Origin of the sequence: Streptococcus mitis (genome assembly GCF_946190155.1) — a bacterium.
Classification (GTDB): domain Bacteria; phylum Bacillota; class Bacilli; order Lactobacillales; family Streptococcaceae; genus Streptococcus; species Streptococcus mitis_CL.
This window is the reverse complement of record NZ_CAMHZL010000002.1, coordinates 158699-180196: the sequence shown is the minus strand read 5'-3', so window position 1 is coordinate 180196 and position 21498 is coordinate 158699. Positions and strand designations below refer to the sequence as shown.

The following is a 21498-nucleotide window of genomic DNA, read 5'->3' as shown; positions in this document are numbered from 1 at the left end:
AGTGTTTTATTGTAAAGTAAATCTATAATTTATAAATTTAACTGTTTCTTTGTAGGTAGTGAGAAAAGAAGAGCAATCCTACTAATCCTAGGATGAATAAAAGATTAATTTTAATAACAAATAAGCTAAATAGGGTATTAATTAGGCCGTGAAAAATGGCGCAAAAAAGGACCGACTTAGTCTTTTTGAAAATAGCTGCTAGAAGAATACTGAGATAAATTGCAAATAGACTGAATAATATAAAAGGTATCCCACTTTGGGAACTTCCAATCACAAACCATAACGGTACATGCCATATTGCCCAAATACAACCTGTTATCAAACCGGAAATCCAAAAGGAGAATCTAGTTTCCAAAGTTGGTTGCAAGATGCCTCGCCATCCCAATTCTTCTTCGCCACCATAAACACAGACTGCACTCAAAAAAACAACAAACAAATTTCCTAGTGGAAAAGCTGGATTAAGTTCCTTAGAGGAGAAAGCGATGACACCTGTCTGCACGAAAATTAGTAAAAGAAATAACAAAATATGTTTCTTTGAGTCCCCTAAGATAAAAGAGACTATGCTTTTAATGGATTTTTGAGGCAAACAAGAAATGGCTGCAATGGTTGGACCGAAACCTCCTAGTAAATGGAGAAAAACTCCTAGTGGACTTGTTAGACTTAAGAGGCTCATTTGCGTCAGAAAAGCGAGCAATCCCCAACCAAATCCCCAAGAAATGAGAAAACTCATCAGTAAAAATTTTGTTATCTTATTATTTTGTAAATGTTTCATTTGTTTCGAGTCTCTCCTCAGCATACTTAATCATCTTCTCAGCCACTTCCTTCTCATAGTCAAATCCCATTTTTTGAGCAAGGAACTCAGCCTCTCGGTGGAAAAGTTCCATCGTAGCAAACAAAGACTGAGTGATTTTGTCTAAACTGGAGAAATCAACTAGACTTGAGAATTCTTTCTCTTTCGTATTAGGTAAATAGTTAAAAAGATACTTATTATTCTTGCCGACGTCTACTTTTTCCTCATCAGCTGCAACTTGCCAAGCTAAGACTTTTAATAACTCTTGTTGACAAATGCCGTAGAGATGGTCAGTCGCATAGATGAGCTGATTACGACAAATGCCCTTGACTACATAGGCGGAAACCCACCAAAATTCATTGCAGGAATTTTTAAAATCTGTCTCAGTAGCTGGATGTATCCAGAAACGCTCTGGGCTGGGAAAATATGACTCAAACAAGCCCTTCTCATCTGCTAAAACTATGAATCCTGCCTCACTATCCACCCACTCTTTAATGTGTTCTTTAGGGCAAAGAGTCAAATCGATACGATTGCCATCTTCAAAAAGCATGAGGTATAGACGACGTTGACCAAGACCAACTTCTTGCTCGATAATGCGTTTGCCAAACTTGTCCAACCAAGATAAATCTGTAATCAGCTCGTCCAGATTCTCTACAACATAGACTACGTCATAGTCTTGAAATTCGTCTTTTGGAGCTTGTGAATTTGTCCGCGAACCGGACATGGCGACAGCATCGACTTGTAGCACTTTTGCAGTTTGCAAAATTAAATCTAGCATTTCGGGTTCAGTTCTCATAGGAATACCTACCTTTTTAGTGAAAACTCTCGATTCTGTAGAGGGTATGTCTATAAAGCGGACTATCAGCTGGAATTTTTTCGTTATCAAATTCTTTGAAAAATCCTATGACTAGTTTTTTCATGACTTTGACAGCCATCTTTGTTTTTATTTCTTCTTTTTAAACAGATTATTAATAATAAGAAAAACTACTAACAAAACAGCTAATACATTTGTTTGATGTTTAATTTCCTTCAACCCTAGCCAGCCTTGATCACTTGCAAAATTAACCCCTACAATTACATATAAGAAAATCAAATACATGCTAAATATATTAGTCAATAGCCATCCTCCAATTTTCTTGCAGCATGATTCATCTGCCGAGCCAAATGAATCGGGATTAGGCGTATCAAGTTTTACATATTTATCCAAATAATCTTGAGTAGAAAATTTATTTATCTTATCTTCACCATTTTTATTAATTTTAACATCTAGTTCAAGTTTCATTTCATGCACTTCCCATCATCTTTTTATTGATTTTTTCAATCAGATCGTATTCTTCATCGTCATTCTCTAAGGTCCTACTTATTGCCTTTGCTTTATCATACGTTTCACGAATAAATTCTAGTTGTTTTGAAGCTTTGTAATGAATCTTCAAGAATTTCAACGAAGATACCATAGAAGCATTGTATTCCCAATGGTTCTTCAACAGACACCTGATAAATACTCTAATGATTACCTGTTCTTGATACAAAAGACTTGTTTCATGATGTTCAAAATACTTTAACGAAATATAATCACAATAGTAAATCATGATATTAGATATCCAAGCAAAAGTGTATTCTTGGACTTCCTTAGTTGGTTCATAGCGTAGAGCTGTCCTTAACACCTGAACTTCTTTAAGCGTAATTTCTTTAGCAGAAGCTGCATCAAAAAGCTTTGAGCGCCAGCCTGAAATGCTATCTAAAGAACTTCTATAATTGGTATATAAGGTAAAGATTGACACAATTGCACCTAACAGAGCCGCAAATAATCCAATCACTAATTCATTCATCTTTATATCCTATATTCACTTTCTAAGATTTATTTTGACTGGCATAAATTAAACAGAACAACCTACTTTGCTTCTTCTGGTTGTGTTGGGGTAATTCTTTTGCTTGGTTTGCGTTTTTTATAGCGACTACGGATAGCGTTGAGATGGTCACGGAGATCGGCATACTGCTTCTTATCTGGATAAGCATATGCGTTGATTGCAGTAAAGTCCACAAGGAAGTCATAGATTTCTTGCAGTTTAGCACGAACTTCCTTATTTTGACTAGGTGCCTTTCCTTTTTGCTCAGCCAGGCGCTCCCGCTCCTTATAGGCTTTTTCAAACTGAGCCTACGCCTTTATTAAGGTTTCTACATGAGTTTTCAAATGCAGGGTTGAAAGGGCAGTTTGGTAGTCCGTATCTTTTAGCTCCTTGAGTAAATGGTTAATAGCTTCTGTCTCCTTTTCGCAGCTTATACTCGTTAGCCCAGCATAATTTTTGAAAAGTTTGCTGAGTTTGTCGTAAACTTCCTTGCTACCTGCCTCTTTGACACGAGAGAAGGCCTTGACCAAACTGGTCAAGGTAGAAAGCGCATCATCACGCTCACGATCAGACGCTTCCAGACTAACCACCATTTGACTGGCCTTGGAACGGTGCAAACCAGCTTGCAAGGTCTCAAGAAGTTTTTCTATATCTCCAAGCTTCGTTGCGTAAACCTGCTCAGACTTATTGGCTTTTGTAAAAGCCCCTAACTCGTCCTTGCTCTCAGATAGAAGTTAGAAGAATTCGTTGTTTTCTAAATTGAGTACAGTTAAACTCGTGATTCCATATTCTTTTTTCATAAAACTCCTCTTTCAATGATGTATTTTTAATTTTTTGCCCTAAAATAATTCAGAACATATCTAAATATTCGTATTATACTCCAATAAATCAACACACACATGTGTGTGTTGATTTATTCCCCCAGACAAGATACTCCTCAGGTGTGATTTCTTGTTTTAGGAATAAGGAAATGATTTCTTGTGGGAGATTATATTAATCCATTTCTCCAATGCCAAATAACTGCATTAATTCCTTTGATATTTTTCTAGCAACACTTTCGCTAGATCCCCTATCAGAAGAAAAAATTTCTAATAGTTTTTTGGAGTTCTGTTCTTTATTCTTTTCAAATATATCAAAATAATTTCTAGCACCTTTTATATCTTTTAACAATAGTTTTTCTAAAAAATACATCATTGCACTGTAACCAACCGCCTTTTTTATTAACAATCCTTCTCCATTCCAAATTTCGTGGTATACAATTTCAAATGCACCAAAAAGATTTATTATATCTTTAGCAACTTCTGCTGGTTGATTTTTTTTGAATGAATTTCTAAACACCTTTTTCTCATTTCTGAGTAAAACATTTGAATCATATTTTTCAATTGTTAAATTGTCCTTTGTACTATTTGAAGTAACAAACTGAGAGATTTTTTTCGCAACAGTCCCCTGTGATATAAATTGATCCTTTCTCTCTTTCTTACCTAACATCTTAATCTTTCCTTTAAATGGAGAAACATCATTCTCGTTAAGAAGTTTTACTACCCGAGCTGTAAAAGATTCTACAGTATAAATATCAGATCTCTCACTATAAATAATTCCAAAAAGTTGGCTAATGGTTGAACTATCCACCTGTCTTTGATTTGCGTTAATTGCTACAAATATTTCAGCCGCAGTAGCTTGATCAGCATCCTGGTATATGATTAAAGGAAGTTCAAAATCTTTATCTCTTTCCTTTTCCATATACCTTTTAATTCCTTCAAGTCTATGCTGTCCATCAATAACAGTAAATGGTTTAGCTGAATCAAAATCAGAGTCAAAGCTAATTTTCAACTCGTTTTCTTGATCATCAATAAAATCAGAATTCAAGGATACAATAATCGGTGTTGGAAAGATTGCATCTTTCCTATAACAAAAATCTTTAATTGCATTAGCTCTAGCATCATTTAAATATCTTTGAATACCATTTTCAAAGTCAGATAATCTCTTAACTTCTGAAATTTTTAAGATATCAGAAGCTCTTCCAGTAGTAAGTATGAAATTATACACCCCATCACCTTGATTTACTTCCATTCCTTTAGGGAAGTTAACCGTATCTCTCATCTATTCTCCTCTCTCCTTTCTCGTAATAAATCAAAATCATTGTCTATTTCCAAATCTCGGAAATCTTTCTTTTCACTTGCATTTCTCTGTTCTTCAGCTTTTTGTACTAATTCTTCAATATTACTGCCATCATCTTCTCTCATTGATCCTTCAGAATATCCATATAGAAGTTGAATCAGAATAAATAATACTACTTCAATAACAAGTCCGAAGCAATTTAATAGTGAATTACTTCTAATTTGTCCATAGTAGAAAGCAGATAAAAGCATTAGAACGAAAGAAGAGATAATAATCGAGAGATTGGAATAAAATGTTAACAGTTGAATACCATGCTCAATATTGTCTTGAGATTTTTTTGAAAGCAACCCTCTAAATCGGGTCCTATAAGATAGCACAATATTTGATGCTATACTTATTATTGTACTAAATAGTATGCCTTGTTGGAGCTTCTCTACAATACTGCTACCCCAGTTACTCCATTCGAAAGTTGGAGAAGTTACAGGGATTGTAAAAAGTATAATTGGAATCACAGCTGTTAGTAACACATTTAAACGTACTTTTCCCCAATCAATATTTTTAAAAAAACTTTTTATTTTATTTTTTAAAGATATTTTTATTTTATGTATTTTGTTATTTTTCATCTCAAAACACCATCTCTCCACTCTCCTCCAGCGTAAACTTGACATTGTCTTCAATCCACTTACGTCGTGGTTCGACCTTGTCTCCCATGAGGACATTAACACGACGTTCAGCGCGTGCTAAATCTTCAATCGTAACACGGATGAGGGTGCGGGTTTCTGGATTCATGGTTGTTTCCCAGAGTTGGTCCGCGTTCATCTCACCAAGACCTTTATATCGTTGGAGGGTGGCTCCTTTACCAAACTGCTTCCGTAGTTCTTCTAACTCACCGTCAGTCCAAGCATAAGCCACTTCTTCTTTCTTACCTTTTCCTTTAGACATCTTGTAAAGAGGCGGAAGGGCGATATAAACATGGCCTGCCTCGACTAGCGGACGCATGTAGCGGTAGAAAAATGTCAAGAGCAAGGTCTGGATATGGGCACCGTCGGTATCCGCATCGGTCATAATAATAATCTTGTCGTAGTTGGCATCCTCAATAGAAAAATCTGCCCCAACACCCGCACCAATGGTATAAACCATGGTATTAATTTCTTCATTTTTGAGGATATCCGCCATCTTTGCCTTGGCTGTATTAATAACCTTACCACGAAGAGGCAAAATAGCCTGGAACTTGCGGTCACGGCCTTGTTTGGCAGAACCACCCGCAGAGTCCCCCTCGACTAGATAGAGTTCATTCTTAGCAGGATTCTTAGACTGAGCTGGGGTCAATTTTCCAGACAATAAGCCCTTGTCTTTTTTATTTTTCTTACCATTCCGGCTCTCATCACGCGCTTTGCGAGCCGCCTCTCGAGCATCACGCGCCTTGATAGCCTTGCGGATGAGGTTAGAAGCCAATTCACCATTTTCCATAAGGAAGAAGGTCAACTTATCAGCCACAATTCCATCCACAACCGGGCGAGCTAGTGGACTTCCTAGTTTGTCCTTGGTCTGTCCCTCAAACTGGAGGTGTTCTTCCGGAACCAAGATAGAAAGAACGGCCGCTAGCCCCTCACGATAGTCTGACCCTTCAAGGTTTTTATCTTTTTCCTTGAGAAGACCTGTCTTACGCGCGTAGTCGTTCATAACCTTGGTAATGGCAGACTTAAGTCCCGTTTCATGCGTTCCACCATCCTTGGTACGAACGTTATTGACAAAGGATAGAATGTTATCTGAAAATCCATCATTATACTGGAGGGCTACTTCCACTTGGAAACCATTTTCTTCACCTTCAAAGTAAAGAACTGGTGTCAAGGTTTCCTTGTCTTCGTTGAGGTAAGAAACAAAGTCCTGCACCCCGTTCTCATAGTGGAATTCAATCGCTTCATCTGTTCGTTTGTCCGTCAGAGATAAGGTCACATTTTTTAAGAGAAAAGCTGATTCATTGAGGCGCTCTGAAATGGTATTGTACTTGAAGTCTGTCGTAGAAAAGATAGTCGAATCAGGCATAAACGTAACCTTGGTACCTGTCTTAGACTTGGGCGCTGTACCGATTTTCTTCAAAGTCGTAACAGGTTTGCCACCATTTTCAAAACGTTGCTTATAGATTGCCCCATCACGAGTGATTTCAACTTCTAGCCAGCTAGAAAGGGCGTTAACTACGGAAGAGCCAACCCCGTGGAGACCACCTGATGTCTTGTAGCCTCCTTGACCAAATTTTCCTCCGGCGTGAAGAATGGTAAAGATAACCTCAACTGTTGGAATTCCCATAGCGTGCATACCTGTCGGCATCCCACGTCCATGGTCTTGTACAGTCAAACTCCCATCTTTATTGATGGTCACATCAATACGATCACCAAATCCAGACAAGGCCTCATCGACAGCATTATCGACGATTTCCCAGACTAGGTGGTGGAGACCAGCTCCATCGGTCGATCCGATATACATCCCTGGACGTTTTCGGACCGCATCCAACCCTTCTAGCACCTGAATGGCATCATCATTATAATTATTAATATTGATTTCCTTTTTTGACACAAGGAACCTCCTATTCGTTCATCTTTACTATTCTACAGGTTTTCTAAGGATTTTGCAAAATTTTTCTTTCTCCGCTGTGACAATTTCAGAAGAGATTCTCTGCCTTTCTTCTCCATTTCATGATATAATAGTAGTATGATTACAATAGTTTTATTAATCCTAGCCTATCTGCTGGGTTCGATTCCGTCTGGTCTCTGGATTGGACAAGTATTCTTTCAAATCAATCTGCGTGAACATGGTTCTGGTAACACTGGAACAACCAATACCTTCCGTATTTTAGGTAAGAAAGCTGGTATGGCAACCTTTGTAATTGACTTTTTTAAAGGAACCCTAGCAACTCTTCTTCCGATTATGTTTCATCTGCAAGGCGTTTCGCCTCTCATCTTTGGACTTTTGGCTGTTATTGGTCATACCTTCCCTATCTTTGCAGGATTTAAGGGTGGCAAGGCTGTCGCAACCAGTGCGGGAGTGATTTTCGGTTTTGCACCTATCTTCTGTCTCTACCTAGCGGTTGTTTTCTTTGGAACCCTCTATCTGGGTAGTATGATTTCACTATCTAGTGTCACAGCATCTATCGCAGCCGTCATCGGAGTTCTACTCTTTCCACTTTTTGGTTTTATCCTGAGCAACTATGATCCTCTCTTCATCGCTATTATCCTAGCTCTTGCTAGCTTGATTATCATTCGCCATAAGGACAATATCGCTCGTATCAAAAACAAAACTGAAAATTTGGTCCCTTGGGGATTGAACCTAACCAACCAACATCCTAAAAAATAAAACGTCAGTTCATGAATGAACTGACGTTTTTTTGTATGCTTATTTTGATTTGATATAGTTAATACCATCTGCTTTTGGTGCGACTGCTTTTCCAAAGAAGGCTGCCAAGACAAGTATTGTCAAAACATAAGGTGCGATTTGAAGATAAACCGCAGGCACTCCTTGTAGGAATGGCAATTGAGAACCGATAACAGCCAAACTTTGTGAAAGTCCAAAGAAAAGACTAGAAAGCATGGCTCCGATTGGATTCCATTTTCCAAAGATCATCGCAGCAAGGGCGATAAATCCAGGTCCAACAATAGTTGTCACTGAGAAGTTAACTGAGATGGATTGAGCATAAATAGCTCCACCAATTCCACCTAGGAAACCTGAAATGATAACTCCTAGATATCTCATCTTGTAGACGTTGATTCCCAAGGTATCCGCTGCTTGAGGGTGTTCACCGACAGAGCGGAGACGAAGACCAAAGCGAGTCTTGAAGAGGATAAACCAAGCAAGGAATGAGAAGGCAATCGCCAAGTAACCAAGAAGACTAGTTGACTTGAAGAAGATATCACCAATGACTGGGATATTTGCCAAGACTGGGAAGTCAAAGCGTCCAAAAGTTTGACTTAGGTTGTCGGTTTGTCCTTTGTTATAAAGAACTTTAACCAAGAAAACAGCCAAGGCTGGCGCCATCAAGTTCAATACCGTACCACTGACAACATGGTCTGCACGGAAATGAACCGTCGCTGCTGCGTGGATGATGGAGAAGAGACCACCAACCAATCCTGCTACAAGCAAAGATAGCCATGGAGTTGCTGCTCCAAATTGTTCTGCAAATTCAAGGTTAAAGACAACTCCAGAAAAGGCACCCATAACCATAATTCCTTCAAGACCGACGTTTACCACACCACCACGTTCAGAGAAAACACCACCGATACTTGTAAAGATGAGGGGCGCTGAGTAAATCAGCATAGAAGACACCAAGAGGGTGAGCAAGGTTGTAATAGACATCTTTACTTACCTCCTTTAACTTGTTTTTTCGGTTTGACAAAGCGTTCGATAAGGTAATGAACACTGACAAAGAAGATAATAGACGCTGTTACAATGCTGACAAGCTCAGACGGTACCTGCGCCGCATTCATACCTGGGGCTCCAACTTGGAGAACACCAAACAGGAAGGCTGCAAAGAGAATACCAATTGGTGAGTTTGCTGCAAGTAGACTAACTGCCATACCGTTAAATCCGACAGCCAATGACGAGCCCTGAACATAAACGTTCTGGAAGGTTCCAAGTCCTTCAACAGCTCCACCAAGACCTGCCAAGGCACCTGAAATAATCATTGATAGGATAATAGTCCGTTTGGCAGAAATACCAGCGTATTCTGAAGCATGTGGATTAAGACCAACCGCACGGATTTCAAAACCAAGGGTTGTTTTCTTGAGCATGAACCAAATAACTGCAACAGCAATAATGGCAAAGAAAATACCAATATTCATCCGTGAGTTACCAGTCAACTCAGCCAACCAAGGTGTCTGATAGGTTGCATTAGCCCCAACACGAATGGTCGAATCTGTACTTTGCATAAAGTCTTTAGGGAAAGCATGGATAAAGGCATTTCCTACATACAAGACGATGTAGTTCATCATGATGGTTACAATAACCTCTGACGTCCCTAGATAGGCCCTAAGAATACCTGGAATCGCTCCGACAATCCCACCAGCAATCAAGGCAATCACGATGGTTGCTAGAATCATCAAAGGACGTGGCATATCTGGATGCGACAGAGCAAACCAACCACTGAGAATCCAACCTGCCAAAGCCTGACCAGGAAGCCCAACGTTAAAGAAACCTGCACGACTGGCAACGGCAAAACCAAGACCAATCAAGATTAGAGGCCCCATAGCACGGAAGATTTCACCAATCCCACGCAGACTACCAAAGGCTGTATAGAACAATTCTTCGTAGCCCCAAATAGCATCATAACCGAAGATCCACATAACAATGGCTCCGAGTAAAATTCCTAGGAAGACAGAAATCAAGGGAACCGAAATTTGTTGTAATTTTTTAGACATCACTCTTCTCCTTTCCCAAGTTTCCACCAGCCATCAAGACACCAAGTTCTTGTTTATTGGTTGTTTCTGGTGATACAATACCTTGAATCTTACCATCGTGGATAACGGCAATACGGTCTGAGACGTTTAAAATCTCATCTAGTTCAAAGCTGACAACAAGGACAGCCTTCCCATTATCACGCTCTTCAATCAAGCGTTTGTGGATATACTCAATGGCACCGACATCCAAACCACGAGTTGGCTGGCTGACGATAAGGAGATCAGGATCACGATCAATTTCACGAGCAATAATTGCTTTTTGTTGATTTCCTCCTGAGAGTGCAGCTGCAGGCACAAATTCACTGGCAGCACGAACATCAAATTCTTCCATTAGCTTTTTAGCATAAGAAGTAATATTTGAATAGTTCAAAATTCCATTTTTACTATGTGGTTCTTTATAGTAGGTTTGAAGGGCAATATTTTCAGATATCATCATTTCCAAAATCAAGCCATCACGGTGACGGTCTTCTGGAACGTGCCCAACACTCAACTCTGTAATTTGTCGTGGGTGCAAGCCTACAATTGAATCTCCTTTTAGCTCAATGCTACCAGATTCAACCTTGCGAAGACCTGTAATGGCTTGAATCAGTTCAGACTGACCATTTCCATCAATCCCTGCAATACCAACAATCTCTCCAGCACGAACATCCAAGGACAAATTTTTAACAGCTGGAACACCACGGTTTTCATTGACCACCAAATCTTTGATAGACAAAACCACTTCTTTTGGTTGAGAGGCTTGTTTCTCTGTTTTAAAGGAAACAGAACGTCCAACCATCATTTCTGCTAAATCAGCATTGGTAGCCCCTGCGATTTCGACAGTTTCAATTGATTTCCCACGACGGATAACTGTAACGCGATCAGAAACTGCGCGAATCTCGTCCAACTTGTGGGTAATCAAGATAATTGATTTCCCTTCTTTGACAAGATTTTTCATAATAGCCATCAACTCATCAATTTCTGATGGAGTCAAGACAGCCGTTGGTTCGTCAAAGATAAGGATATCAGCCCCCCGATAAAGGGTTTTTAAAATTTCTACACGTTGTTGGGCTCCAACTGAGATGTCTGCCACCTTGGCAGAAGGGTCAACAGCTAAGCCATAACGTTCAGAAAGAGCCTTGATTTCTTTGCTAGCTCCAGCAATATCTAGCACACCATTTTTAGTCAATTCACTACCTAAAATGATGTTTTCAGCCACTGTGAAGGCTTCTACCAACATAAAGTGCTGGTGAACCATCCCGATTCCCAAGCTAGCTGCTTTAGATGGGGAGTCGAGGTTGACAACTTGACCGTTGACCACAATTTCACCACCGGTTGGTTCAAGAAGCCCTGCTAACATGTTCATGAGCGTGGACTTTCCAGCCCCATTTTCTCCTAAAAGTGCATGAATTTCACCTTTTCGTAGGTGCAGGTTGATTTTGTCGTTGGCAACAAATCCACCAAACACCTTGGTAATATCACGCATCTCAATGACATTTTCGTGTGCCATGTGCTCTTCCTTTCAGAGTCTTATTTTATTTCAATAAAACTTGCTAATTTGTCTAGTAGCAAGCTTTACTGAGACAAAATGACTTTGTCTCAACTCTTAAAAAAGCGGCCGAGGGCCGCTTCCTAAGAAATGACTTCCATCCATTATTTTTCAGGAACTTTTACGCTTCCATCAAGGATTTTAGCTTTAGCATCTTCAACAGCTTTTTTACCTTCTTCTGAAAGGTTTGTTACTGCTAAGTCAACCCCTTTATCTTTCAATGAGTAAACGATCACTTGACCGCCAGGGAATTCACCTTTTTCTGCTTTGTTAGCAATATCTTTTACAGTTGTACCAACTTGTTTCAAAGTAGATACAAGAACGAAGTTTGATTCTTTACCATCTTTAGAAGTGTACTTACCTTCTGCTACTTGGTCGCGGTCAACACCGATAACCCAAACTTTTTCACTTTCAGAACGGCTTTCATTGAGTGATTTTGCTTCTGCAAAGACACCAGCACCTGTTCCACCTGCTGCTTGATAAACAACATCTGCACCAGCTGCGTATTGTGCTGCTGCAATTGTTTTACCTTTAGCAGCATCACCAAATGAACCAGCGTAGTCAACTTGAACTTTGATAGATGGGTCTACTGACTCAACACCAGCTTTAAATCCAGCCGCAAAACGTGAGATAACTTCAGACTCGATACCACCTACAAAACCAACTTGTTTTGTTTTAGTTGTTTTAGCTGCTGCAACACCTGCAAGGTAAGCAGCTTCATTATCAGCAAATGTTACGCTCGCAACATTCTTTTGATCTTTAATCACATCATCAATCAAGACATAGTTCAAGTCAGAGTGGTCTTTTGCTGCTTCTTCTACTGCATTGTGAAGGGCAAAACCAACACCGAAGATCAGGTTGTAACTTCCAGCCGCTTGTTGCAAGTTGTTAGCGTAGTCAGCTTCACTTGTTGATTGGAAGTAAGTGAAACCTTTATCTTTTGAAAGATTGTGTTCTTTACCCCAGTCTTGCAAACCTTCCCAAGCTGATTGGTTAAATGATTTGTCATCAACACCACCAGTATCAGTGACGATTGCTGCTTTTGTCTTCACATCAGAAGATGAAGCTGCGTTACGAGAAGAGCGGTTACCACATGCAGCAAGTCCAACTGCTGCCACTGCAACTAGACCAAGGCCTAGCCATTGTTTCTTGTTCATTACTGAACCTCCTAAATAAGATGTGCAACGATGTTGCAAGTATGGATTGGTTGGCCACAAGGACCGTGCCACTCAGAGAGCGACTCAGACTAGTTTAAGTCTGTAAAAGAGTATGGAAGTAATTCCCCGACCGTCATCTCGACCGTCGATTTATCTTTTGCGACTAAGGTCACTTTTAGATCTTGTTCAAAAAATTCAGCCATCACTTGGCGACAAGCACCACATGGCGAGATTGGTTTTTCAGTCTGACCATAGACAATCAATTCTGAAAACTCTCTTTGACCTTCGGAAACTGCTTTAAAAATCGCTGTACGTTCTCCACAGTTGGTCAAAGGATAGCTAGCATTTTCGATATTCACTCCCGTGTAAACACTTCCGTCTTTTGCCACTAAAACTGCTCCGATAGGAAAGTGAGAATAGGGCACATAGGCTTGTTTGCTGGTTTCAATTGCTAGTTCAATCAACTCAGTAGTCGCCATCAGCCAATTCTCCTTTTACAATGGCTAACCCAGCTGACGTTCCGATACGAGTCGCACCTGCTTCCACAAAGGCAAGAGCATCTGCATAAGAACGAGCTCCACCAGCAGCCTTGACTCCCATATCAGGTCCAACTGTTTCACGCATTAATGTAACATCTGCTACCGTCGCACCACCAGTTGAAAAGCCAGTAGATGTTTTAACAAAATCAGCTCCTGCTTTTTGGGCTAATTGGCAAGCCCGAACTTTTTCTTGGTCTGTCAGAAGGCAAGCTTCAATAATGACTTTTACTAACTTGTCACCACTTGCTTCTACAACAGCACGGATGTCCGATTCAACCAAATCAAGATTACCTGATTTGAGAGCTCCAACATTGATCACCATATCAATCTCATCTGCACCATTTTGGATAGCTTCCTTGGTTTCAAAAGCTTTCACAGTTGAAGTTGTTGCTCCCAAGGGGAAACCTACTACTGTGCAGACCTTGACATCTGTGCCTTCAAGCCCTTTTTTGGCATGTTCAACCCAGGTCGGATTAACGCAAACACTGGCAAAATCATACTCCCTAGCCTCAGACAACAAACAATCAATTTGATTTTCTGTCGCATCTTGTTTCAAAAGTGTATGATCGATATATTTATTTAATTTCATATTCGGATTCTCCTGCAGTTTATGAGATTATTTCTATAATTTCTCGTAAACTTTGCACGCTATCATTTATTTTAACATATTTTTGAAAATCTGTAACTAGCTGAGGAGAAATTTTTCCATTTGTATATACTTTTGCAACAATTTCTCCCTTTTGAACGGAATCTCCAACTTTCTTTTCAAAAACAATTCCTGTTTCATAGTCCAAGGCATCAGACTTGACTGAACGGCCTGCCCCCAGTCTCATAGCATAAAGCCCAAATTCCATAGCTGGAAGAGCTGAAATGACACCTGTGTCTTGGGCTGGAATATCCACAACATGGGCGACATTTACAGGACGATAAAGGTCCTCTAAATCACCGCCTTGAGCTTGCACCATCTCCTCAAACTTAGCAAGCGCTTGGCCATTTTCAAGATGTTGGCGAACTTCTTCAACTGTTTTATTTACATTTGCCAGGCCAAGCATAATTTGAGCCAATTCACAGATGAAGTGGGTAATATCCTGACGTCCTTGACCTTGTAAAATCTCCAATGCTTCAAGGATTTCCAGACGATTTCCACTCGCTCGTCCCAAGGGTTGACTCATATCCGTAATAACTGCAACTGTTTTTCGTCCAACAGCTTTTCCAAGTTCTACCATGGTTTGAGCCAATTCACGAGCCTCATCGACAGTCTTCATAAAGGCACCTTCGCCAACTGTCACATCTAGCAAGATAGCATCCGCCCCAGCAGCAATTTTCTTACTCATGACAGAACTAGCAATCAAAGGAATGGTATCAACAGTTGCTGTCACATCACGTAAGGCATATAAAAGCTTGTCGGCTTTTACCAGCTGATCTGATTGTCCAATAACCGATACACCAATATCTTGCACTTGGCGAATGAAATCTTCCTGACTACGCTCGACTTGGTAGCCCTTGATAGACTCCAATTTATCAATCGTTCCACCTGTATGGCCGAGACCACGACCACTCATTTTGGCTACAGGAACACCAAAGCTAGCAACAAGGGGAGCCAAAATCAAGGTCACCTTATCACCAACACCCCCAGTAGAATGCTTGTCAACCTTAACCCCATCAATAGCTGATAAATCAAACTCTTGGCCTGTCTGAACCATTTTCATAGTTAGGTCAGAGATTTCTCGAGTCGTCATTCCTTTGAAATAGACAGCCATAGCAAAGGCAGACATCTGATAATCAGGGACAGTTCCTGACACATAGCCTTCTACCAGCCATTCAATTTCACTCGAAGTCAATTCTTGACCGTCTCGTTTCTTTTGGATTAAATCAACTGCTCTCATTCGTTCACACTTCTAAGGATATAGTATCCCTTATCTTTTTTGACGATTTCACAATTGCCAAACACCTCTTCCATCTTGGACTTAGCACTTGGGGCCCCTTGTTTTTTCTGGATAACGATTGTTAAATCTCCACCAGTTTCCAAGAAATCTTTACTTTTCTCAATGATTTCATGAACCACTTGCTTGCCCGCACGGATAGGAGGATTGGAAATGACATGGTCAAATTTCCCTTTAACTTGTTCATAAATATTGGACTGGAAAATCGTTGTTTCTACTTTATTTCGTTCAGCATTTTGTCGCGCCAAATCCAAGGCACGATTATTGATATCGACCATGGTCGCCTGAACTCCATAAGCCTTAGCCAAAGACAAGCCCAGAGGCCCATAACCACAACCTACATCAAGGACAGTCTCTCCTTGGTTGACCTCAAGACACTTGAGCAAAAGTTGACTGCCAAAGTCAACCATTTTCTTGCTAAAAACACCCGCATCCGTCAAAAAGGTCATTTTTTCTCCCAACAAGTCCACTCTCAACTCATGAATGTCGTGAGCAGCGTCAGGATTCTCTGCATAATACATTTTACTCATGAAACTATTTTACCATAATTTGACTTAAATTGTAAATCGTTTACAAATTGATAATAAAACGAAAAAGACTGAAGAAAGCTAGTAGGTAAAACCTTTTCTTCAATCTCTTTCAACACTTATAGATAAATGATAAACCATTTAGAACTAGAAATATCATAGTCAGGATAAAACAAAAAGTTTATCATCTATAATCGGGCGTATTTATTATTACTATTGCTTAACCTTCAGATACTTAATTATCAACAAAATTCCCAACAGGATGTTTAGATAAAAGCCCAACTGATACGTTTTTGTCAGGATTTCCAAACTTGTCCAAAGTCGTATCAAATCTTCTAGCGACATACGGAAGAGATACCCTTCTGTAGCAATCCACAAAATCAAAAATAGATAACTTCCAGAAGCAAGCCATTTCGTCCACCGTTTTTTTAGTAGGCAAGCAATCAAGAGCGAACAGATAAAGATAGCTGTTACAATAGCATGTTCCATCAAAAAAGTAAAACCGTAATAGGTTTCCAAAAAGCGTCTACCATTATCCGCATTCGCCCCTTTTATAAAAGGTAGTGCAAAACTTAAAATAAAACAAAGTTCCAATGTGTAACGTTTTAAGATTTTCATAGTACACCTCCTACAAGTTGTGAACTAAAATGCCCCCTTTATAACCTTATAAACCAGTAAACCATCTCCAACTTCATCAATAAATTGGTCAACCTCTATCTACTTATATTATATACTATTGACTTACCGCATTCAAGAAACCGCTTTATTTTTTTAGCTTTTTATGGTATGATAGACGAAATATCTAGGGGAAAACAAATGACCAACGAATTTTTACATTTTGAAAAAATCAGCCGCCAGACTTGGCAATCTTTACATCGAAAGACGACACCTCCTTTGACTGAAGAGGAATTAGAATCTATCAAGAGTTTTAATGACCAGATTAGTTTACAGGATGTGACTGATGTCTATCTTCCCCTAGCCCATCTCATCCAGATTTACAAGCGTACCAAGGATGATTTGGCCTTTTCCAAAGGAATTTTCCTTCAACGTGAAAGCAAAGCCCAGCCTTTTATCATTGGGGTTTCTGGGAGTGTTGCTGTTGGAAAATCCACAACCAGTCGCCTACTTCAAATCCTACTGTCCCGTACACTTACAGATGCTACAGTGGAGTTGGTAACAACTGACGGCTTCCTCTATCCCAACCAGACCTTGATTGAGCAAGGAATTCTAAATCGTAAGGGATTTCCTGAAAGCTATGATATGGAGGCTCTTCTCAACTTCTTGGACCGCATCAAAAATGGACAAGATGTAGATATTCCTGTCTATTCTCATGAAGTCTACGACATCGTTCCTGAGGAAAAACAAAGTGTCAAAGCTGCTGATTTTGTGATTGTCGAGGGGATTAATGTCTTTCAAAACCCACAAAACGAGCGTCTCTATATCACTGACTTTTTTGACTTTTCCATCTATGTTGATGCCTCAGTAGATGACATCGAGAGTTGGTATCTGGACCGTTTCTTGAAAATGCTGAGCCTAGCCCAAAACGACCCTGATAGCTACTATTATCGTTTTACTCAAATGCCGATTGGGGAAGTGGAAGCCTTTGCCCATCAGGTCTGGACTAGTATCAATCTCACAAATCTACAAAATTATATTGAACCAACTAGAAATCGTGCAGAAGTGATTCTTCATAAAACAAAGAACCATGAAATCGATGAAATTTACTTAAAAAAATAATTTTCCCTTGTCAAAACGTAAGTTTTCAGATATAATGGTATAGTTAGTAAATATGGAGGTAAGAACATTGGCAAACATTAAATCAGCTATCAAACGCGCTGAATTGAACGTTAAACAAAACGAAAAGAACTCAGCTCAAAAATCAGCTATGCGTACTGCTATCAAAGCTTTCGAAGCAAACCCATCTGAAGAACTTTTCCGTGCTGCTAGCTCAGCTATCGATAAAGCAGAAACTAAAGGTTTGATTCACAAAAACAAAGCAAGCCGCGACAAAGCTCGTCTTTCAGCTAAACTTGCTAAATAAGAAACAGTCCATAGAGGCTGTTTTTTTGTCCTCAAATAGGAAAAGGTAGAAAATGAAAATCGCGATTATTGGATATTCTGGTGCTGGTAAGTCAACTCTAGCAGAAAAGTTGTCTCACTACTACTCCATCCCAAAACTTCACATGGACACACTCCAATTTCAACCTGGTTGGCAAGACAGTGACCGTGAATGGATGTTGACCGAGATGAAAAACTTTCTCACCAAGCAGGAATCTTGGGTTATTGATGGCAACTACTCTTGGTGTTTCTATGAGGAAAGAATGAAAGAAGCAGATCAAATCATCTTTCTAAATTTCTCTCGATGGAATTGTTTGTTAAGAGCCTTTAAGCGCTATTTAAAATACAAAGGAAAAGTCAGAGAAAGTATGGCCACAGGTTGTCCTGAGCGTTTTGACTGGGAATTTATCCGCTGGATTCTTTGGGATGGACGGAGCAAAACTGCTAAAGAACGCTACAAGTGGGTTCAAGAAACCTATCCAGATAAAGTTGTTATCCTTAGGTCTCAAAAGGAGATAGATTACTTTATAAAGACTCACGAAAACAAGAAGAAAAAACAACGTGGATAATGTTAGTACTATTTGGAAGACAAATCCCCTTTTTGGTGTCTATTTTTCCAAAATATTTTCTTCATTATTTACCAATCTATCCTATCTAAAACTCTGAATTCTATAGAAATGAAAAGGGACATTCACTGTCCCTTTTATCAATTTTTAAATTTTGAATATACAATAATCACAATCGCTAGGTCTCAAATCCACTCTACTCATTTGGAACAAGTATAAGGGAAGACGGGTATTATATTTAGCTTTAATAAATAACAGGCAATGGAATGAGTGTTATAACCTTAATCTGAAAAAATAAAGGTTTTAGCTACTAAAAATGTGCAAGAAAAGCTTGATTTCATAAACTTTACCAGCTTCGTTGCTATAACCTCGTCCCCAGTCATACCTAGCCCCAAGTAATTTCCAATTGATAGCTGGCAAAGGGATGTCCCTCTTGATTTTGTAGTTGATAGTCTAAATAAATCTTTTGCCCATCAACTTGATAATGGCTCGTTTGGATGATAAACTCCTGCATGCCCATAGGTGTGGGAATATAGGCTAAACTATCGCTATCCTTTAGAAAGCGCATAATGGTCTTGGGATTGGAAAAACGGCTCATCACCAGTTCTTGACTATGAAATTTAATAACCACTTTTTCCTTTTCCTCATTATAAAAAAGCAGGTAGCTATAATCTCCTTTTTCATGCACTTCCACGTCATAAAGCTGGTCAATCACTTCCAACTGCTCATCAAACTGAATCGTATTTCGCATCCGAATCTTCACATCAGGTCCTCTTTCTTGTCTCTTGTCCTACTATTTTACCAAAAAGAGCAGGATTTTGCTATAATGGTCATATGAACGAAAAAGTATTCCGTGACCCAGTTCACAACTACATCCATGTTAATAATCAAATCATCTATGACTTGATTAATACAAAAGAATTTCAGCGTTTGCGTCGAATCAAGCAACTGGGAACTTCCAGTTATACCTTCCACGGTGGAGAACACAGTCGCTTTTCCCACTGCTTGGGGGTCTATGAGATTGCTCGTCGCATCACGGAGATTTTTGAAGAAAAATATCCTGAAGAATGGGATCCTGCTGAGTCTCTCTTAACCATGACCGCTGCTCTCCTACATGACCTTGGGCATGGTGCCTACTCGCATACTTTTGAACATCTCTTTGATACAGATCATGAGGCGATTACTCAAGAGATTATCCAAAGTCCTGAGACAGAGATTCACCAAATCCTACTACAAGTAGCGCCAGATTTTCCAGAAAAGGTAGCCAGTGTCATTGACCACACCTATCCTAACAAGCAGGTCGTGCAACTCATTTCCAGTCAGATTGATGCGGACCGCATGGACTATCTCTTGCGCGACTCCTATTTTACAGGAGCATCCTATGGGGAATTTGACCTGACTCGCATCCTCCGAGTCATTCGTCCTGTCGAAAATGGTATCGCCTTTCAGCGCAATGGCTTGCATGCCATCGAAGACTATGTCCTCAGTCGCTACCAGATGTATATGCAGGTTTATTTCCACCCAGCAACACGAGCCATGGAAGTTCTCCTGCAGAATCTCCTCAAACGCGCCAAGGAACTCTATCCTGAGGACAAGGACTTCTTTGCACGAACTTCTCCACATCTCCTGCCATTCTTTGAAAAAAATGTGACCTTGTCTGACTATCTAGCTCTGGATGATGGTGTGATGAATACCTACTTCCAACTCTGGATGACCAGTCCTGACAAAATTCTCGCAGATTTGTCGCAACGCTTTGTCAACCGTAAGGTCTTTAAATCCATTACCTTTTCACAAGAAGACCAAGACCAACTCGCCAGCATGAGAAAATTGGTTGAAGACATCGGCTTTGATCCAGACTACTACACTGCCATTCATAAGAACTTTGACCTCCCTTATGATATCTATCGTCCCGAATCTGAAAATCCACGGACACAGATTGAGATTCTACAAAAAAATGGAGAACTGGCCGAACTCTCTAGCCTATCTCCTATCGTCCAATCCCTTGCTGGCAGTCGCCACGGAGATAATCGTTTCTATTTTCCAAAAGAAATGTTGGACCAAAGCAGCATCTTCGCAAGCATCACCCAGCAATTTTTACACTTGATTGAGAACGATCATTTTACCCCAAATAAAAACTAGAAGAGGAATTTTATGAGTATTAAACTAATCGCCGTTGATATCGACGGAACCCTAGTCAACAGCAAAAAGGAAATCACTCCTGAAGTCTTTTCTGCCATCCAAGATGCCAAAGAAGCTGGTGTCAAAGTCGTGATTGCAACTGGTCGCCCCATCGCAGGTGTTGCTAAACTTCTGGACGACTTGCAGTTGAGAGACGAGGGTGACTATGTTGTGACCTTTAATGGTGCCCTTGTCCAAGAAACTGCTACAGGACATGAGATTATCAGCGAATCCTTGACCTATGAGGATTATCTGGATATGGAATTTCTCAGTCGCAAGCTCGGTGTCCACATGCACTCTATTACCAAGGACGGCATCTACACAGCCAATCGTAATATCGGAAAATATACAGTGCACGAATCAACCCTCGTCAGCATGCCTATCTTCTACCGTACACCTGAAGAAATGGCTGATAAGGAAATTGTCAAATGTATGTTCATCGATGAACCAGAGATTCTGGATGCTGCAATTGAAAAAATACCAGCAGAATTTTACGAGCGCTACTCTATCAACAAATCTGCTCCTTTCTACCTCGAACTCCTTAAAAAGAATGTGGACAAAGGTTCAGCCATCACTCACCTAGCTGAAAAACTCGGATTGACCAAAGATGAAACCATGGCGATCGGTGACGAAGAAAATGACCGCGCTATGCTAGAAGTCGTTGGAAACCCCGTTGTTATGGAAAATGGAAATCCAGAAATCAAAAAAATCGCCAAATACATCACTAAATCTAACGATGAATCCGGCGTTGCCCATGCCATCCGTACATGGGTACTGTAAAACGGAAGACTATAGGAAAA

23 protein-coding genes and 1 pseudogene are annotated in these 21498 nt (G+C 40.0%); 6 read left to right on the top strand and 18 right to left on the bottom strand.

Going from position 1 to position 21498, the window contains the following annotated elements; translation table 11 throughout:
* Nucleotides 1–37: 37 nt before the first annotated feature.
* The 8 genes and pseudogenes from N8O80_RS02860 to parE form a co-directional block, all read right to left on the bottom strand.
* A complete protein-coding gene (locus tag N8O80_RS02860; RefSeq protein ID WP_120770065.1) occupies nucleotides 38–772 on the bottom strand; it encodes a CPBP family intramembrane glutamic endopeptidase in 735 nt (244 codons plus the stop codon).
* The gene (locus N8O80_RS02855) at nucleotides 753–1586 is read right to left on the bottom strand and encodes an aminoglycoside 6-adenylyltransferase (protein WP_120770064.1); all 834 of its coding nucleotides are present in this window, start codon (nucleotides 1584–1586) and stop codon (nucleotides 753–755) included. Before N8O80_RS02855 ends, N8O80_RS02860 begins: the two co-directional genes overlap by 20 nt.
* 147 nt (nucleotides 1587–1733) lie before the next feature.
* A complete protein-coding gene (locus N8O80_RS02850; RefSeq protein WP_120770063.1) occupies nucleotides 1734–2072 on the bottom strand; it encodes a hypothetical protein in 339 nt (112 codons plus the stop codon).
* Between the two features lies 1 nt (nucleotide 2073).
* Nucleotides 2074–2619 carry a hypothetical protein gene (locus N8O80_RS02845; protein WP_261026826.1) on the bottom strand — a complete coding sequence of 182 codons (546 nt, stop codon included), beginning with the start codon at nucleotides 2617–2619 and terminating at the stop codon, nucleotides 2074–2076.
* Nucleotides 2620–2681: 62 nt separating this feature from the next.
* A pseudogene (locus tag N8O80_RS02840) lies at nucleotides 2682–3437 on the bottom strand (DUF6261 family protein).
* Nucleotides 3438–3630: 193 nt separating this feature from the next.
* Nucleotides 3631–4737 carry a DGQHR domain-containing protein gene (locus N8O80_RS02835; protein ID WP_120770059.1) on the bottom strand — a complete coding sequence of 369 codons (1107 nt, stop codon included), beginning with the start codon at nucleotides 4735–4737 and terminating at the stop codon, nucleotides 3631–3633.
* Nucleotides 4734–5378 carry a hypothetical protein gene (locus tag N8O80_RS02830; RefSeq protein WP_120770058.1) on the bottom strand — a complete coding sequence of 215 codons (645 nt, stop codon included), beginning with the start codon at nucleotides 5376–5378 and terminating at the stop codon, nucleotides 4734–4736. Before N8O80_RS02830 ends, N8O80_RS02835 begins: the two co-directional genes overlap by 4 nt.
* Before the next feature lies 1 nt (nucleotide 5379).
* Entirely contained in the window at nucleotides 5380–7329 is a 1950-nt protein-coding gene (gene parE, locus N8O80_RS02825; protein WP_261026820.1) for a DNA topoisomerase IV subunit B, read from the bottom strand.
* A gap of 135 nt (nucleotides 7330–7464) precedes the next feature.
* Between parE and plsY the strand changes: the two genes are divergently transcribed.
* Complete coding sequence (plsY, locus tag N8O80_RS02820; protein ID WP_261026818.1) at nucleotides 7465–8106, top strand: glycerol-3-phosphate 1-O-acyltransferase PlsY; 642 nt, start codon at nucleotides 7465–7467, stop codon at nucleotides 8104–8106.
* A 39-nt stretch (nucleotides 8107–8145) separates the two neighbouring features.
* Here plsY and N8O80_RS02815 read toward each other — a convergent pair whose 3' ends face one another.
* From N8O80_RS02815 to N8O80_RS02775, 9 genes are all read right to left on the bottom strand, one after another.
* On the bottom strand, nucleotides 8146–9102 hold the full coding sequence (locus N8O80_RS02815; RefSeq protein ID WP_000029124.1) for an ABC transporter permease: 957 nt from the start codon (nucleotides 9100–9102) through the stop codon (nucleotides 8146–8148).
* A 2-nt stretch (nucleotides 9103–9104) separates the two neighbouring features.
* The gene (locus tag N8O80_RS02810) at nucleotides 9105–10163 is read right to left on the bottom strand and encodes an ABC transporter permease (protein ID WP_153198806.1); all 1059 of its coding nucleotides are present in this window, start codon (nucleotides 10161–10163) and stop codon (nucleotides 9105–9107) included.
* Nucleotides 10156–11691, bottom strand: a complete 1536-nt coding sequence (locus tag N8O80_RS02805; RefSeq protein ID WP_261026817.1) for an ABC transporter ATP-binding protein — start codon at nucleotides 11689–11691, stop codon at nucleotides 10156–10158. Before N8O80_RS02805 ends, N8O80_RS02810 begins: the two co-directional genes overlap by 8 nt.
* A gap of 143 nt (nucleotides 11692–11834) precedes the next feature.
* Nucleotides 11835–12887 (bottom strand): BMP family lipoprotein, encoded by a 1053-nt coding sequence (locus N8O80_RS02800; protein ID WP_001036137.1) that lies wholly within the window; start codon nucleotides 12885–12887, stop codon nucleotides 11835–11837.
* 89 nt (nucleotides 12888–12976) lie between these two features.
* A complete protein-coding gene (locus tag N8O80_RS02795; protein ID WP_261026815.1) occupies nucleotides 12977–13366 on the bottom strand; it encodes a cytidine deaminase in 390 nt (129 codons plus the stop codon).
* Nucleotides 13353–14015, bottom strand: coding sequence for a deoxyribose-phosphate aldolase (deoC, locus tag N8O80_RS02790; RefSeq protein WP_261026813.1), 663 nt, complete (start codon nucleotides 14013–14015; stop codon nucleotides 13353–13355). Before deoC ends, N8O80_RS02795 begins: the two co-directional genes overlap by 14 nt.
* A 19-nt stretch (nucleotides 14016–14034) precedes the next feature.
* A complete protein-coding gene (locus N8O80_RS02785; RefSeq protein ID WP_261026811.1) occupies nucleotides 14035–15312 on the bottom strand; it encodes a pyrimidine-nucleoside phosphorylase in 1278 nt (425 codons plus the stop codon).
* Nucleotides 15309–15899: a class I SAM-dependent methyltransferase gene (locus N8O80_RS02780; protein WP_314732571.1), complete on the bottom strand. Its 591-nt coding sequence runs from the start codon at nucleotides 15897–15899 to the stop codon at nucleotides 15309–15311. The genes N8O80_RS02785 and N8O80_RS02780 overlap by 4 nt, the downstream gene beginning before the upstream one ends.
* A 210-nt stretch (nucleotides 15900–16109) precedes the next feature.
* Nucleotides 16110–16514, bottom strand: a complete 405-nt coding sequence (locus N8O80_RS02775) for a hypothetical protein (protein WP_261026809.1) — start codon at nucleotides 16512–16514, stop codon at nucleotides 16110–16112.
* Nucleotides 16515–16712: 198 nt separating this feature from the next.
* Between N8O80_RS02775 and coaA the strand changes: the two genes are divergently transcribed.
* The 3 genes from coaA to N8O80_RS02760 all read left to right on the top strand — a co-directional run bounded on the left by coaA (nucleotide 16713) and on the right by N8O80_RS02760 (nucleotide 18523).
* The gene (coaA, locus tag N8O80_RS02770) at nucleotides 16713–17633 is read left to right on the top strand and encodes a type I pantothenate kinase (RefSeq protein WP_227325991.1); all 921 of its coding nucleotides are present in this window, start codon (nucleotides 16713–16715) and stop codon (nucleotides 17631–17633) included.
* Between the two features lie 67 nt (nucleotides 17634–17700).
* Nucleotides 17701–17937 (top strand): 30S ribosomal protein S20, encoded by a 237-nt coding sequence (rpsT, locus tag N8O80_RS02765; protein WP_001274000.1) that lies wholly within the window; start codon nucleotides 17701–17703, stop codon nucleotides 17935–17937.
* A 52-nt stretch (nucleotides 17938–17989) separates the two neighbouring features.
* Nucleotides 17990–18523, top strand: a complete 534-nt coding sequence (locus N8O80_RS02760; RefSeq protein WP_261026808.1) for a DNA topology modulation protein — start codon at nucleotides 17990–17992, stop codon at nucleotides 18521–18523.
* A 382-nt stretch (nucleotides 18524–18905) separates the two neighbouring features.
* On the opposite strand, the gene N8O80_RS02755 is transcribed toward N8O80_RS02760, so the two are convergent.
* Entirely contained in the window at nucleotides 18906–19283 is a 378-nt protein-coding gene (locus tag N8O80_RS02755) for a YwiB family protein (protein WP_261026806.1), read from the bottom strand.
* Between the two features lie 71 nt (nucleotides 19284–19354).
* On the opposite strand from N8O80_RS02755, the gene N8O80_RS02750 reads away from it, so the two are divergent.
* On the top strand, nucleotides 19355–20659 hold the full coding sequence (locus N8O80_RS02750) for an HD domain-containing protein (protein ID WP_261026804.1): 1305 nt from the start codon (nucleotides 19355–19357) through the stop codon (nucleotides 20657–20659).
* A 12-nt stretch (nucleotides 20660–20671) separates the two neighbouring features.
* Nucleotides 20672–21478, top strand: a complete 807-nt coding sequence (gene yidA / locus N8O80_RS02745) for a sugar-phosphatase (RefSeq protein ID WP_261026802.1) — start codon at nucleotides 20672–20674, stop codon at nucleotides 21476–21478.
* Nucleotides 21479–21498 lie beyond the last annotated feature (20 nt).